Origin of the sequence: Streptomyces sp. MBT53 (assembly GCF_016654115.1) — a bacterium.
In the GTDB taxonomy this organism is placed as follows: Bacteria; Actinomycetota; Actinomycetes; order Streptomycetales; family Streptomycetaceae; genus Streptomyces.
Window position 1 is genome coordinate 20991 of sequence record NZ_JAEQAZ010000091.1, and the last position, 14441, is coordinate 35431.

The window sequence follows — 14441 nt, forward strand, 5'->3', positions numbered from 1 at the left end:
CCCCGCGGGGGCGGCGAGGTTCCTCCGAACGAGGACGGCCCCGGTAGCTTCGGCTGGCGCGATGTGACTGGGCGCTCCACTTGGCCAGTTGAGTATTGGTGGTAGCCACTCCCAGTGGAAATGATCGTGTCAGCGGTAAGGGTCGAAACGACGGTTTGGATCGGTCAGGTCGAGTTCGCTGTCCAGGTCCCAGCCGGGCGGAGTCCAGGCGATCGGCGTCCAGGGGTCGGAGTCGCCATCGAGTGAGCGGGCGAGGTTCGGAATGTCAGGCTCATCGGGGTTGGGACCAAGGGCATTGACCGGGATGGCGCCGTCGTTGATCAGCTGGTGCAGACAAAGCCGGACGTGCCGCGTGTAGTGGCGCAAGTCACCCACGGTCCGCTCCTCGAACGCGGGGGTGACGTTCGGTGTAACGCGCTTCCAGCGTCCGTCCACAGCGCTCAGATAGAGCTGTACGAGGGCTTGGTAGAGCCGTGTGCCTGTAGGGCTGTGCAGGGCCAGAGCCTCAGCGAGAGCGCCCTTCTTCAGATTCCCCACGGCGTCCCGGGCTGCCTCGTAGGCGGCTGCGGAGGGCGTTCCCTGGGTCTGCTTGTCCAGGTTGGGAACGGTCCTCATGAACGGATCGACGTCCGCGATTCGCTGGAGCAGCGAAGTCGCGGCGACGACCTGCCGCTGGCGGGTCGCGCGGTCTTCGGCGGCCTTCCGTTCCTCAGCCACTCGCCGGTCGATCTCGGCACGCTCCTCGGCAAGGCGCTCGGCAGCCTCTTCGCGGTCCGACTTGCGCCGCCGGCTGTCCCGCCTCCGGTCGGTGCTGGTGATCCAGATGGTGGTGGCAACCAGTGCGATGGTCGCGATGGCCAGGACGACCGTCCAATGGGCGAGTTCGACGTCCGTCCACTTCACGGAGTCGCTGCTGACAGCGTCTGTTGACGCCTTCGGTATGGGACTCTCCAGAGCGAAGAGCGGGACGATTGGGTGGGGCATGTTACGCGTATTGCCCTTCGGCGCAGGGGAGTTGGCGACTCGCCATGGTGGCATAGCGGGACTTTCGATTGCTCTGATACGGCAAGCCGCCGACTGATGGCCAACTCGACCGCTAACTGGCCAAGTGAAGCGCCCAGTCACACGCGAGCGTCCTAACGGTCGACCCACTAAAATAGAACATGTGAACGATGGCCCGCTGTCCCGACTCGACGTGCTGCGCTTCCTAGAGCGCGTACAGGCACGAGACCTCGCTCGCACCCGCCGATGGATCGCCGACGAGGAGCGGCGCGAGGCCGAGCAACAGCGAGGCCTCGCCCCACGCGCTCCGGATCCTGATTGGCTGATCGAGCGCGGACTCTCGGGGCGTACCGCCGTGTACATACACAAAGGGGGCTGCTACATGGTCGGATCCAGATCGAATGGGGTCGAGCTGGACCAGGCGCTACGAGCCCTGGCCGAGGGGATCGCCCCTTGCCCACACTGCCGTCCTGACAACGCGCTCGGGTACTTCGACTGACCTCAGGCGGCCCTCGCCTCGATTCCATCCTCGCCTGAGCCGACACCGAGGTGCCGTAGCAGGTCATACCGCGAGACGCGGTAACCGCGCGTGGCCGGCAGCAGCCGCACCGGGTACCGCTCCCCCTTGGCCAGGCTGTACCCGGTCGTGCGCCCGAGGCCCAATGCCCGGTTGGCCGTTTCAAGGTCAACGGTCACCGGCAGATTCATCAACTCGTCGTGCGTCATCGCTCGCTCGTCGCTGGTCACGAACTCCCCTCCATCGAGGTCAACACGCCCTCCCGGTTGGGGCGTTCATCGAACATAACGTATAGATAACGCTAGTGACTACGCAATATGCACTGCTAGCGTGTCGATATGCACAGTCACCAAACGGCAAGCGACACCATCGCCGGGCAGGTGCGCAAGCACCGAGCCCGGCTCGGCCTCAACCGGCAGCAACTCGCGGACGAGTGCGCCCGGTTGGGTGCCGTCGACCTCACGTACGCCGCGATCACGAACATTGAGACCGGCCGCAGGAACAAGGAGGGCAAGCGACGCCGCGAGGTGACCGTCGACGAGCTGCTCGTGCTCGGCCTCGCCCTCGCCGTGCCTCCGCTCCTCCTGGTGCTTCCCCTTGGGGACGAGCAGACCGTGCCCACTGTGCCCGCGGCCGATCCGCGAGACCCCTACATCGTGTGGAAGTGGTTCACGGGCGAGGAGACGCCGACGCTCGCCGGCCCCCTCGACGGGCACCACTACGTCGACCCCCGGCCCGTCGCCGGCGACGGTCCCAAGTGGTCCGTCGCATGGGGTACGGCCGCCTATCCCGCGTCGCTGTACCCCGAGTTCGAGCGGCGGCGCGAGGCGGTCCACAGGGCGTATCTGCGCACCGAGGCCACGCAGGCAACGCGCCGCACAAGGAAGGAGGGCCACAGCGCAGCAGAGACCGACTACCTGCACCGACTCGAAGAACTCGCGCGCCACATCAACGACATGAGCCGCGCGGGGCTCACGATCCCCGATCTACGACCCAACTTGATCGAGGACATGCAGGGGCTCGACATGCTCGACGACCCCGACGTCATCAACCCGAGAGGTACTGAGTGAACGGCACCATCACCAAGCGTTGCGGCTGCCGAGACGCCGACGGCAAGCAGCTCAACGGCTCTTGCACCAAGCTGAGTCAGCGCAGCCACGGCCTGTTCAGCCTCACGCAGGAACTGCCGCCCAAGAAGGGCAACGCGCGTCGCCGCTTCCGCCGCAGCGGCTACGACACCAAGACCAAGGCGCAGGCCGACCTCGACAAGGTGCGCGCGCTGCTCAACATCGCCGACGAGAACGACGTCGAGGGCCGCGCCCGTCTCGCCGACATGCTCGAAACCGTGGGGGCGAGCAAAGACCCGATCCCCGACCACGAGGAGACCCGCCGCAAGTTCGCGACCGGCCAGTCGCTCACGCAGCACATGACCGTCGGCGAGTGGCTCGAACAGTGGCTCGCCGGAAAAAAGGGGCTGCGCACGAGCGGTAAGAACCGGTACGACATCGATATTCGGGTGCACCTCGTACCGCGGATCGGGCACATCCGGCTCGACCGGCTCACCGTGGCGCACCTCGACGAGATGTTCGCCGGCATCGCCGAGACGAACATCGAGATCAACGATGCGAACATTCTGCGCCGCACGGCGCTGGACGAGTTGAAGCTGATCCCGTGGAAAGGAGTTGAGAGTCGGCGCCGCCGTAAGGCGCTGAAAGAGTCCATCGACGCGATGGACCCGTTCCGGCGGATCACGGGAGTGGCGACGCAGCACCACATCAAGGCGACGCTGCGGGCCGCCCTGAACGTCGCTATCGGGCGCGGACTGATCATCTTCAACGCAGCCGCGCACGTCGAACTCGAAGCCGCCAAGCGGCCCAAGGCGCTTGTCTGGACCGACGAGAGGATCGCCGAGTGGCTGCGGACCGGCGTCAAGCCGTCCGCCTGCATGGTGTGGACCCCGGAGCACGCCGGACAGTTCCTCGACTTCCTCGCCGATACCGGCGAGCGCCTGTACGGGCTGTTCCACCTGATCACCTTCCGGGGCCTGCGTCGGGGCGAGTCGGTCGGCCTGCGTCGCACTGACCGGAGCCGTGCGGCGGGAACGCTCACCGTCGCGACGCAGCTCGTGCAGGACGGTTGGGAGGTCATCGAGAACGCGCCGAAGACCGACAGCGGCGAGCGCGTGGTCGACCTCGACGAGTACAGCGGTCAGGTTCTCGACAAGCAGGAACTGCGACAGGACGCCGAGCGCCTCGAATACGGCGAGGCATGGGTCGAGTCGGGGCGCATGTTCACCATGCCCGACGGGTCGTTCATCCACCCCGGGTGGCTGACGGACTATTTCGAGCGGCTCGTCGAACTCTCAGGGCTGCCGCCGATCCGGCTGCACGACCTGCGTCACGTCGCCGCCTCGCTCATGCTCGCCGCCGGCGTCGATATCAAGATCGTGTCCGAGACCCTCGGCCACAGCGACACCCGGATCACCCGGGACATCTACCAGTCGGTCATGCCGAAGGCTGCTCGCGACGCTGCCGAGGCGACAGCCGCCATCGTTCCGCGCGGTGCGGCCCGCCTTCCTGATGAGGCGCCCGCCGAGTCGGCTGCCGATCCGCGCGTCGAGGAGGTCGCGCAGCTCGCCCTCGATCACCTCGTCGCGCAGCTCGCCGCAGTCGCCGAGCGGGACGGCCGCACGGTCGAGCAGTTGGTGCTCGACCACCTCGCCGGACGGACCGGCGAGACGGTTGCCGAGCAGGATGGCCACACCACGGCCACACACGAAGGGGCGAAGATCATCGAGTTCCGCCCCCGCAGCGCCCGGACACAGGAAAACCCCAGTTCAGACGCCGTCCAAACTGGGGTTTCGTTGAGCCCCCTGTCGGATTCGAACCGACGACCTACGCATTACAAGTCCGGGAAGGATCTTGCCGGCTGGTTCCGGACGCTCCTTCGGTGTCCGAAACCACCAGGTCAGGACAGGTACCGCGCGGGGCTCAGTCCACGCAGTGATGGTCTCTGCCACCTCGTCCGCTCACGCATCGCTCACGCATCACGTGCCGCCGAGCAGGGGTTTCATAGGAACCACCGGAGCGACACCGACAGCCAAGGCGGCCGGTCGTGAGGAGGCCGAGTGCTCGGCCGGGTCGCGAGGGCCGTGCGCAATCCAGCGCGGTGCATCTCAGTCCCCGGACATGACCAGTGGCCTGACCGCTCGACGGGTGGTTGGCCGATAAGGCGCATCCGTTCAGGCACTCTGTGGTGCACTGGCACCTACTTGGCAGCGGGCTCGGCGCCAGCCTCTCGTGTACCCGGGCGAGAGTCCTGAGGACCAGCGAGCAGCGAGGAGTCACCGTGACCGTACGCGGGCATGAAGGGCACGGTGGGCCGACCGTTCCCACTTCCGTGAACCGGGGTGGCCAGGGCAGGATGATGACCTTGGCGGAGACACTGGCCGCGGCGGAGACAGCGGCACCCGTGGAGTCGCTCGACGTGGTCGCGCGGATGCTCAAGGAGCACCTCGGGGCCGCGTCGGTGTCGTTCCTCATCACCGACTTCACCGGCGGCTCGGTGGTGCGGCTGGGTGCGGCGGGCAGCGTCGATACCGATGAACCCGCCCGGCGCATCACCCTGCGGGGCACCCTGTACGACGACGTGATCCGCACCCAGCGTCCGAGTGTGGAGGACAAGGGCGACGGCGCGCTGGTGCGGGTCGTCGCGCCGGTGACCAACCGCGGGGACGCCATCGGGCTCCTCGAACTGTTCCTGCCCGCGACACCCGACGCGGAGACCATGCGGGAGGTCGGCGAGACCGCACACGCCCTGGCGTACATCGTCATCGCGAACCGGTCCTTCACCGACGTGTACCAGTGGGGCCGCCGTACCACTCCGCTGAGCCTGGCCGCGGAGATCCAGCACCGGCTGCTCCCGGCTTCGCTGGCGTGCGAGGCCGCGCAGTTCGCCGTGGCCGGGGCGCTGGAGCCGGCCGACCACGTCGGGGGCGACACCTTCGACTACGTCATCGACCGGGACACCGTCCAGCTCTCCGTCACCGACGCCATGGGCCACGATGTCGACGCCGCGCTGCTGGCCACTCTCCTGGTGGGCGCCCTGCGCCGGGCGCGGCGGGCCGGTGCCGACCTCGCCGAACAGGCTCGCCAGGCCGACCGGGCCATGCGGGAGCACGGCCGTCAGAGCTACGTCACCGGTCAGCTTCTGCGCATCAGCCTGATCGACGGCACGACCGAGTTCATCAACGCCGGGCACCCCTGGCCGCTGCGCATGCGGAACGGCGAAGTGCAGGAGATCACTCCGAAGATCGATATGCCGTTCGGCTTCCTCACCCCTCACACCTACCGGGTCCAGTCGCTGGACCTGCAGCCGGGCGACCGGCTGGTGATGCTGACCGACGGCATGCTGGAGCGCAACGCCAACAGCCTCGATCTGTCGGACCTGATCGTGCGCACCAGCGCGCTGCACCCCCGTGAGGCCGCCCGCACTCTCATCGGGGCGATCGTCGACGCCAACCACGGCCACCTGCAGGACGACGCGACCGTCATGTGCCTGGACTGGCACGGCGTCGACCAGTCGGAGCGGGACGCCAACACCGGCGCCGACCTCACCGACGCCTCCGCACCGTCACGAACAAGGCGGATGAATTCCGCGCAATGACGCGACGCCTGCTCCCGCATCCCGCTGCGTCCGGTCCCCAGGCGGGGGCGGCCCGGGCACCTGCCTGGCTGACCGCGTCACCGCGGGAGACGCCTGCGACGGCGGCCCAGGCGCAGGCCAAGGAGGACGAAGTCGGCGACCAGAACCACCACACCGATGACCAGCAGGTAGAAGAGGCCCTTCGCCGCCACACCGATGATGCCGAGCACGATGGCCACAAGGACCAGTAGGAGAAAGAGAGCCATCGGTGTCACCTCATCGTGGAGCACATTGGTGGGGGCATCAGCGGCGGGCGAGGCGACGTTCGCCACCCTCGCCCATTCTGTAGGCGAGGGCGTAGTGGGCGAAAACCGTCTTCTCGTCCTCCGCGAGCAGTTCGCCGTCCGTGCCGATCGAGGGTGCTTCCTTGACCTGCTTCTTGTCGTAGGCAACCTTCAGATAGCCGGGACCGACCGTCGCATCGCCCAGAGGGACGAACACCAGCCGGTGCCGGGTCGGCAGGCCGACCCTGACCGTTGCGAACGCGGGCTGGTCTGTGGCCGTGTCCACGTAGACCGCCTCCAGGACGCCGATCTTGTGCTGCTCATGGTCGACCACGTCGTGGCCCCGCCATTCCCTGATGTCTTGCGCCTCGAACACGGCAGCCCCTCTGTCGCAGGTCAGCTGAAGACCGCTGGCGTCACGTTCTCCTCCCTCCTTTACCTGTCCACGGAGCGTCACACCCTTCAGAGCGGCCCGCTTGTAGGCCGGACGGCGGACGGCTTTCACGCGCGGCGCGATGCCTCTGCGACAGCCCGGCCCTTCGCGGTCCATCGCCCGGCAGCTCGGGCGATGAGCGGCGCGATCGGAAACTGTCGCGGTCAGTAGGCGGCCAGGAAGATGGCGATGTAGTGCGCGGTGAAGGCCGCCACGGTCAGGGCGTGGAACACCTCGTGGAAGCCGAACCAGCGGGGTGAGGGGTCGGGGCGCTGGAGGGCGTAGACCACCGCGCCGGCGCTGTAGAGAAGCCCGCCGACCACTATGAGGATGAGTACGGCCGCTCCCCCGGCGTGCAGGAAGTCGGGCAGGTAACGCACCGGTGCCCACCCCAGCGCGAGGTAACACGGGGTGTACAGCCAGCGCGGAGCTCCGACCCAGAAGACCCGGAACGCGATACCGGCCAATGCGCCCGCCCACACGATCCACAGCAGCAGGGACCGCTGGTCCGGCGGAAGGAGCAGCACCGCCAGGGGTGTGCAGGTGCCGGCGATGATGAGGAAGATGTTGGCGTGGTCGAGACGTCGCAGGAGTGCGTCGCCGAGCCGCCCCCAGGTGCCACGGTGGTAGATCGCGCTCGTTGCGAACAGCATGCCGGCGGTGACCGCATACACGACGCAGGCCAGGGCCGCCTGCGGAGTGCGGGCCCGACAGACGAGAACGATGCCTGCGATCAGCGAGGCCGGGACCATCGCGGCATGGAGCCAGCCACGCAGCCTCGGCTTGACCGGTTCGGCTGCCCGCTCCACGAGAGCGGCAACCGTATGACCTTTCCTTTCCGCTTTATCCTCCTCTGATCCGACGGGCGGCCGGTCTTGAGGATTCTCTGCACTCCATGAGGCGACGTGAACGTATTCGGCTTCAGCAGCGTCGCGGGACACAGCTTCTCGTCCTCCCTCGGACTCCTGGGCGCCACCAGTGATCACGGGGCCATGCTAAGAGACGGCACTCCACGCCATTCCGGGAGGCCGGTCTCGAACACCACGCCCAGTCGCAGGCATGGTGTTCCGCAGCCGTTCCCACTCCACCCTCGTTGATACTGCCGTCAACTGGGCCAGCCGAAGCCGAGTAGACCGGCTGGTCATGGGAACGATCAGGACTTCCGAACGGGCATTCCGCCCGCCTACGCGCAAGGAGCGTCGCTGCTTCCTGAGGTCCGCCCCCACGTATCCGCCCCCCTCGCAGGCCAGTTGGAGCATCGGTTGGGCCTGGCGGCTGGAGAACGCTTCCGGGCGGAACTGTGGAGGTCCTCGGGTACCGCGTATCTGCTGCCCGCCAACATCAAGGCCCTTGTGCAGCGTTCGGTGACCGGAGAGGGAACCGCCCCCTGGCCCGCCAGCTCCTCTCGGCCCTCGATCAGATGCCCCGACGAACGTCTGAACGTCTCCGTCTCCAAGCCGTACGACAGCCGCTCAGGAAGTCTGCGGCCGAGGTTGCGTCGGACCGGGATTCATTTCAACAGATCAGGGCCGCGCGGCCGTTGCTGCGCGGCCCTGATCCCCTGCACCACAGATCATGTCGACGCCCGGCACCAGAGCCGGTCCCGTGTCCGGGTGAGAGCACGGCGCGCGGCCGACGGCAGTCAGGGACGCGGCGTGCGCGATCCTTCGGGCAGGGTTGCGGGGTCAGGCCGGGTTGATGTTTTCGGCCTGGGGGCCCTTCTGGCCCTGGGTGACGTCGAACGTCACGACCTGGCCCTCCTGAAGTTCACGGAAGCCGGAGGAGTTGATCGCCGAGTAGTGCGCGAAGACGTCCGGGCCGCCGCCGTCCTGGGCGATGAAGCCGAAGCCCTTCTCCGCGTTGAACCACTTCACAGTTCCTGTAGCCATGTCTCATGCCTTCCAGTCGATGAACGCCTCCCCCTCCATGGGGAAAGCGGAGGTGATCGCCCTGGTCCCTGCGGCACAGCACAGCAAAACGCCCATGCCGGGAGCATGGGCTGGGGAATTCCGAACCACGACAGCTGACGCAGACGCTACACGCCCACACACCGCGTCACCAGAGAAAGCGATCACGCCGCACACCAGGACGGGGCGTACGGGGGTGCCCGCCGATGTCGGCGGGCCCCCGTCTCAGGCGGTGGTCGTCGGGTCCGCCGATTCGGCGGCGCGGCGGTATTCGGCGTTGATGCGCTGGGCTTCTTCGAGCTGGTCTTCGAGGACGATGATGCGGCAGGCAGCCTCGACAGAGGTGCCGTGGTCGACGAGTTCCCGGGCGCGGGCGGCGATGCGCAGCTGGTAGCGGGAGTAGCGGCGGTGGCCGCCCTCGGAGCGGAGCGGGGTGATGAGGCGTGCCTCGCCGATGGCGCGGAGGAAGCCCTGGGTGGTGCCGAGGAGTTCGGCGGCCCGGCCCATCGTGTAGGCGGGGTAGTCGTCGTCGTCGATACGGCTGAACGAGTCGTCTGCTGTCATCTGCACCTCTCTGTGGAACGCGTCGAGGGGCCTTGGTGCCATATGGCACCAAGGCCCCGAAGGAACTGCTACACCATCTGCCGACCTTGCTACTGCGCCGGCCTTCTGTTTCCGCAGCCCCGGCCTGAATGCCGTCGGGGGTGCTGGGATCGCGGTTGCTTGACCGGAGACCACCTCACTATCGATGTCCTGCGGTACCCGGGTTCAAGATGTCGGCCCGGGCGATCCTGATGGCGCTCGGCTCCTCCGTTCTTCCCTCTGGGATCAACTGCTTACAAGTGGGGTACTGCGTACTGCTGGTGATGCGAACTGCTCTGCGGCCTGTGACAGCGCCGCTCTCCGGCAGCCAGCCCCGTCGCCCGTCCTGCGTCTGCTCTGGCTTGGAACCCCGCTGCCGAACCTCCCGGTGCGCGCGTCCGCAGCCGACGCCTTCACCGAGGTGCTGCTCACTTACTTCACTGCTGGATACCTCGAACTGCACTTACGGGTACTTCACTTGCGGATACTGCTCACGGCGGCCCCTGATCACTGCGGGCCACCCGGTCCGGTCGTCAGCCCCGTCGCCGTCCTGCAACCGCCCTGGCTTCGTGACTCCACCACCGCACCGTCCTGCGAACTGCACTCACATGTACTGCTCCGCCCGGCAGTTCGTGTCTGCCAGGCCCTGCTGTCTCGCTGGGTTACGAGAGAACCATAACCACGACCCCGCTCCAATGTCTACTCCAACAAACACAGATTTCCGTGCGTTCGACAGAGAGGGAATCGGCCTCGAGCAGTGACCGGAGCAGGAGGAGTGGCTGTCAGCGCCACAACCGTCGCCCCGCGCACGCGAAAGCGTGCGATTTTTCCTCGGAAGTCTCCAACGTCCGATCGCAGCTAGGACGCCGACATCGTGGTCCTGGTCGTCCCGGAACGCGTCACCAACGCCGTGCACCACGGCGGCGGCACCTGCACCCTGGCCCGGACCGCCCACCCCGACAGCATCGAGGTGACGGTGCACGACCCCGGCCCACAGGCGCAGAGCATGCGCACCCCCGACCGGAACGACGGCACCGGAAGCGTCGGCTGGCGCGTGGCCAACCGCCTCGCACGCACCACCGCGGTCACCCGCCGGGCGGCCGGCGGCAAGACCGTGAACGCGCCCGTCGCCCGGTGACGCCACGGCTGAAGCAGCCCGATGGCCGGCAAATACAATCTGACCCATGTCGAAGCCTGACGAGCTGCTCGTTGACATCGCCACCGTGGTGGAGTCCGGGCAGAGCAACCAGATGTCCCTGACCGTGGTCACCGGCGGCGCTGTCATCACCGGCCGACTCGCTCCCGAAGCCGTGTGGAGGCGGAGGGTGTCGGAGGTGCTGACGGATTCCGCCCGCCTGGGAGAGTTCTCCGCCGTGTTCGACACCCCCGCGAAGGATGACGGCCCACCCACTCATCTGCACTTCCACGTCGCCCGAATTCTTCAGGGCACGGTGGGGATCCCGGAGACGGGCGGGATGTACCGGGTCGCGATCGACGACGTCAGCGCCTGGACCGTAGGCGACTTCAGCTATTCCGACCACTGATATCCCGGCCACTGAGGAACCACGGCGACGGGAACCCGTCGCACGCAGTGGGCCCGGCCGACTTGCGTCGGCCGGGCCCACTGCTGTTCAGGTGCCGGTGCGTGCCTGTCGCGTCGGTCAGACGGACAGGGGAGTGCCGAGCATCGCGGAAGCCTGCCGGAGCGGGCCGAGGATGCCTGCGGGTCCGGTCTTGGGGAGGGTGCGGCAGGTGAAGCCGAGTTTGGCCATCGCCCGGAGGACTTCGTCGGCGCTGAAGTCGCGGCGGTCCTGGCGGGTGATGACCTGGCCGACCTGCTTGACGGGGTAGTGACGGCGGCCGATGATCACGGACTCGCCCATGACCTGCTCGGGTTTGATGCCCTTCATCGATTCCAGCACACCGCTCTTGGTGAGCTCGAAGGGGAAACGGGCGATGACGCAGCGCATGGGGCCTCACAGGGAGAAGGGGAGAACGGTCCGACCAGAGTGAGGCGGATCAACGGGAGAGGGCGAGGACGCCCAAGGCGCTGCCTTGCCCGACGACCACTGGCAGAGCAGCGGGTCGGCGGGAGCGCATCGCGTGCTCGGCTTCGGCCATCGTCATCACGGGTGACGTGAACGACCGGTTCTCACCGAGGATGTCGCGCAGGCGGACGCGGTCCGTGTAGCCGGAGTTGTCGCGCACAGCGGTGAGTTCGGTCCGGGTGACCAGGCCGGTGCACTGGCCGCCCTGGTCGCAGACGACCAGCCGGCCCGTGCGGGCGGCGGCCATGACGGACAGCGCCACCTCGACGCTCATGTCGTCCCAGACCTGCGGTCCGGCCGCCTCCATGACCTCAGCCGGCGTCCTGCGCACAGGGCCGGCGTTCGCCGGGCGGGGCTGCGTCTGAACCAGCGTCAAAAGATGCCTCCTGCAGAGATGGGTCAGCTTCCTGATCACGAAGGTTCTAGGCCGCCGCACCGACGACGGACTGGCGTACGGGCCCGCGCCGGGCTCCCGACGAGGGGCGGCGCCGGCCCCGGGAGGAGGAGGCGCTGCGCTTGGGGCGTTCGGCCACCGGTGCGGTGATGACGACCGGGATGCCGGACGGAGCCTGGGCACCGGTGATGCGGTTCAGTTCAGCCTCGCCGGAGCGGACCTCGGTGATCTGCGGCCGGATCCCGGCGTCCGACATGAGGCGGGCCATGCCGCGTCGCTGGCCGGGTGTCACGAGGGTGACGACGCTGCCGGACTCGCCGGCACGGGCGGTACGGCCACCGCGGTGGAGGTAGTCCTTGTGGTCGGTCGGCGGGTCGACGTTGACGACCAGGTCGAGGTTGTCGACGTGAATGCCCCGCGCCGCCACATTGGTCGCCACCAGCACACTGACGTGCCCCGTCTTGAACTGGGCGAGCGTGCGGGTGCGCTGCGGCTGCGACTTGCCGCCGTGCAGCGCGGCGGCCCGGACCCCGCTGTTGAGGAGGTCCTGCGTCAGCCGGTCGACGGCGTGCTTGGTGTCCAGGAACATGATCACCCGGCCCTCGCGGGCGGCGATCTCGGTCGTGGCGGCGTGCTTGTCGGCGCCGTGGACGTGCAGGACGTGGTGCTCCATCGTCGTGACCGCACCGGCGGACGGGTCGACCGAATGCACGACGGGGTCGGTGAGATAGCGGCGCACCAGCAGGTCGACGTTACGGTCCAGGGTGGCGGAGAACAGCATCCGCTGCCCCTCCGGACGCACCTGGTCGAGCAGTGCGGTGACCTGCGGCATGAAGCCCATGTCGGCCATCTGGTCGGCCTCGTCCAGCACCGTGATGCCCACCTGGTTCAGGCGGCAGTCACCGCGGTCGATGAGGTCCTTGAGCCGGCCCGGGGTCGCGACGACGACCTCGGCCCCGCCTCGCAGCGTGCCGGCCTGCCTGCCGATCGGCATCCCGCCCACCACGGTGGCCAGCCGCAGCCTGACGGAGCGGGCGTAAGGAGTGAGGGCGTCGGTCACCTGCTGCGCCAGTTCACGCGTCGGTACGAGGATGAGTCCCAGCGGCTGGCGGGGCTCGGCACGCTGTCCGGCCGTGCGGGCGAGCAGGGCGAGACCGAAGGCGAGGGTCTTGCCGGAACCGGTGCGCCCGCGGCCCAGGACGTCACGGCCCGCCAGCGTGTTCGGCAGCGTCGCACCCTGGATCGGGAACGGTGCGCTCACACCCTGCCTGCCGAGTTCGGCCAGCAGTTGCTCGGGCATGTCGAGATCGGCGAAACCCTGGACGGCGGGAAGCGCGGGGGTGATCGTCTCAGGGAGCGCGAACTCACCCTGCACCGCGGCGGGCCGACGGCCGTAACCGCCGGAACGGACAGGGCCGCCGGAACGGCGCGGTACCGATGAGCCGAAGCGGCTGCCGCTCTTCCCGGCGTCGGCACTGCTCTTACGAGTGCGGGCAAAGCGGTCGTTCGTACGTGTGCGGTTCATGCGGAACCTTCCTCGATGTGGCACATATCAAGGAATTCCCGCAGCATTGAGCAGCACGGAGAACCACAAGTATGAACCGATGACAAAAAGGCAAGATACAAAAGAAAGCAGATCCGGCCGACGGAAGTACACGCGGGCGCAGATGCTGAAATGAGTGACGTGGCAGGGACGCACCATCCGGGCGTCGACTGCGGTGCGGCTCTTCAGGTGGCGTCTGCATCTCTGCAGGATGAGCCGCACATGGTGAGGCTGAGGATCTATCCAAGCCGTCCCGCAGGTGAAACCGTTGCGGGAAACACATGTAGCTGGGGCCCGCACCCCGAAGGATGCGGGCCCCAGCTACAGAGTGCTCGTCAGCGTCAGGCCGGAACGATGTTCTCGGCCGTCGGGCCCTTCTGGCCCTGCGCGATGTCGAAGGTCACCTTCTGGCCTTCCAGCAGCTCACGGAAGCCCTGGGCGGCGATGTTCGAGTAGTGGGCGAACACGTCAGCGCCGCCACCGTCCTGCTCGATGAAGCCGAATCCCTTTTCCGCGTTGAACCACTTCACGGTACCAGCAGCCATGTCATATCTCCTTCGGGGCAGTACATCGAAATCCGCACTGTGCGGACACCGTGTCGCCGCAATGAACCCCGCCCGGAAAAAGACCGGAAAATATAAAAGCGCTCTCCCCGGCCGGAGCCGGGAGGGAGCACTTGAAGTTTCGGGAACCACAACTGCAACTGGAACCAAAGGTAGCATGCCGCGACGGCCTGTGCATGCTAAATAATTCGGCTTACTCATTGCGGTAAAAACTATGCCTGCATGGTGCGCCGAACTCTCACCTCGCGGAAATAGATATGTGTGAGCTGTGGTGCACATCTTCCGGATATGCGCCTGTGCCCCGTGGGCGCTCTGGCCGTCCGGTTGAAGGGGCTTCGAGGATCACTCTCTGCCACGCCTCGCCCTGCGGCGACCGACTGGAGTGGATCCGCGCCCTCTCGCGCAGTGCTTGCCAGACCCTTCCGTTCACGCGTCTCGGACGCACGGAGCTCTGACCCGGGGGGGGTGGTTCAGGGGTGGTCGTTGCCGGTGGGGCGCGGTGGGTCGGCGTGGTGGGTGAGGGT

17 protein-coding genes are annotated in these 14441 nt (G+C 67.4%); 6 read left to right on the plus strand and 11 right to left on the minus strand.

Going from position 1 to position 14441, the window contains the following annotated elements:
• Positions 1-129 precede the first annotated feature (129 nt).
• A complete protein-coding gene (locus tag JHN45_RS29105) occupies positions 130-903 on the minus strand; it encodes a hypothetical protein (RefSeq protein ID WP_201051485.1) in 774 nt (257 codons plus the stop codon).
• A 292-nt stretch (positions 904-1195) separates the two neighbouring features.
• Between JHN45_RS29105 and JHN45_RS53245 the strand changes: the two genes are divergently transcribed.
• Positions 1196-1501: a DUF6233 domain-containing protein gene (locus JHN45_RS53245; RefSeq protein WP_307783215.1), complete on the plus strand. Its 306-nt coding sequence runs from the start codon at positions 1196-1198 to the stop codon at positions 1499-1501.
• Between the two features lie 2 nt (positions 1502-1503).
• Here the strand turns inward: JHN45_RS53245 and JHN45_RS29110 are convergent, their stop codons facing one another.
• Entirely contained in the window at positions 1504-1749 is a 246-nt protein-coding gene (locus tag JHN45_RS29110) for an integrase (RefSeq protein ID WP_307783210.1), read from the minus strand.
• A gap of 108 nt (positions 1750-1857) precedes the next feature.
• Here JHN45_RS29110 and JHN45_RS29115 point away from each other — a divergent pair, with 108 nt between their 5' ends.
• The 3 genes from JHN45_RS29115 (at position 1858) to JHN45_RS29125 (ending at position 6184) form a co-directional block, all read left to right on the plus strand.
• Positions 1858-2589 (plus strand): hypothetical protein, encoded by a 732-nt coding sequence (locus JHN45_RS29115; protein ID WP_201051487.1) that lies wholly within the window; start codon positions 1858-1860, stop codon positions 2587-2589.
• Positions 2586-4637: a site-specific integrase gene (locus JHN45_RS54440; protein WP_307783211.1), complete on the plus strand. Its 2052-nt coding sequence runs from the start codon at positions 2586-2588 to the stop codon at positions 4635-4637. Before JHN45_RS29115 ends, JHN45_RS54440 begins: the two co-directional genes overlap by 4 nt.
• 308 nt (positions 4638-4945) lie before the next feature.
• The gene (locus JHN45_RS29125) at positions 4946-6184 is read left to right on the plus strand and encodes a PP2C family protein-serine/threonine phosphatase (protein WP_201051508.1); all 1239 of its coding nucleotides are present in this window, start codon (positions 4946-4948) and stop codon (positions 6182-6184) included.
• Positions 6185-6261: 77 nt separating this feature from the next.
• Here JHN45_RS29125 and JHN45_RS29130 read toward each other — a convergent pair whose 3' ends face one another.
• The 5 genes from JHN45_RS29130 to JHN45_RS29150 form a co-directional block, all read right to left on the minus strand.
• Positions 6262-6429, minus strand: a complete 168-nt coding sequence (locus tag JHN45_RS29130; RefSeq protein WP_200677236.1) for a hypothetical protein — start codon at positions 6427-6429, stop codon at positions 6262-6264.
• Between the two features lie 37 nt (positions 6430-6466).
• Positions 6467-6823, minus strand: coding sequence for a PRC-barrel domain-containing protein (locus JHN45_RS29135; RefSeq protein ID WP_200677237.1), 357 nt, complete (start codon positions 6821-6823; stop codon positions 6467-6469).
• Positions 6824-7044: 221 nt separating this feature from the next.
• Complete coding sequence (locus JHN45_RS29140) at positions 7045-7689, minus strand: hemolysin III family protein (protein WP_201051492.1); 645 nt, start codon at positions 7687-7689, stop codon at positions 7045-7047.
• An 876-nt stretch (positions 7690-8565) separates the two neighbouring features.
• The gene (locus JHN45_RS29145; RefSeq protein ID WP_008735947.1) at positions 8566-8769 is read right to left on the minus strand and encodes a cold-shock protein; all 204 of its coding nucleotides are present in this window, start codon (positions 8767-8769) and stop codon (positions 8566-8568) included.
• Between the two features lie 243 nt (positions 8770-9012).
• Positions 9013-9351, minus strand: a complete 339-nt coding sequence (locus JHN45_RS29150; protein ID WP_201051494.1) for a MerR family transcriptional regulator — start codon at positions 9349-9351, stop codon at positions 9013-9015.
• 892 nt (positions 9352-10243) lie between these two features.
• Between JHN45_RS29150 and JHN45_RS29155 the strand changes: the two genes are divergently transcribed.
• Complete coding sequence (locus tag JHN45_RS29155; protein WP_307783213.1) at positions 10244-10507, plus strand: ATP-binding protein; 264 nt, start codon at positions 10244-10246, stop codon at positions 10505-10507.
• 46 nt (positions 10508-10553) lie between these two features.
• The gene (locus JHN45_RS29160) at positions 10554-10913 is read left to right on the plus strand and encodes a hypothetical protein (protein WP_201051496.1); all 360 of its coding nucleotides are present in this window, start codon (positions 10554-10556) and stop codon (positions 10911-10913) included.
• A 117-nt stretch (positions 10914-11030) separates the two neighbouring features.
• Here the strand turns inward: JHN45_RS29160 and JHN45_RS29165 are convergent, their stop codons facing one another.
• The 4 genes from JHN45_RS29165 to JHN45_RS29180 form a co-directional block, all read right to left on the minus strand.
• Positions 11031-11339 (minus strand): SCO5918 family protein, encoded by a 309-nt coding sequence (locus tag JHN45_RS29165; RefSeq protein WP_201051498.1) that lies wholly within the window; start codon positions 11337-11339, stop codon positions 11031-11033.
• Between the two features lie 49 nt (positions 11340-11388).
• Positions 11389-11793, minus strand: coding sequence for a CBS domain-containing protein (locus tag JHN45_RS29170; RefSeq protein ID WP_201051500.1), 405 nt, complete (start codon positions 11791-11793; stop codon positions 11389-11391).
• 46 nt (positions 11794-11839) lie between these two features.
• Positions 11840-13336 carry a DEAD/DEAH box helicase gene (locus JHN45_RS29175; protein ID WP_201051502.1) on the minus strand — a complete coding sequence of 499 codons (1497 nt, stop codon included), beginning with the start codon at positions 13334-13336 and terminating at the stop codon, positions 11840-11842.
• 359 nt (positions 13337-13695) lie between these two features.
• The gene (locus tag JHN45_RS29180) at positions 13696-13899 is read right to left on the minus strand and encodes a cold-shock protein (RefSeq protein ID WP_023586116.1); all 204 of its coding nucleotides are present in this window, start codon (positions 13897-13899) and stop codon (positions 13696-13698) included.
• Between the last annotated feature and the right edge of the window lie 542 nt (positions 13900-14441).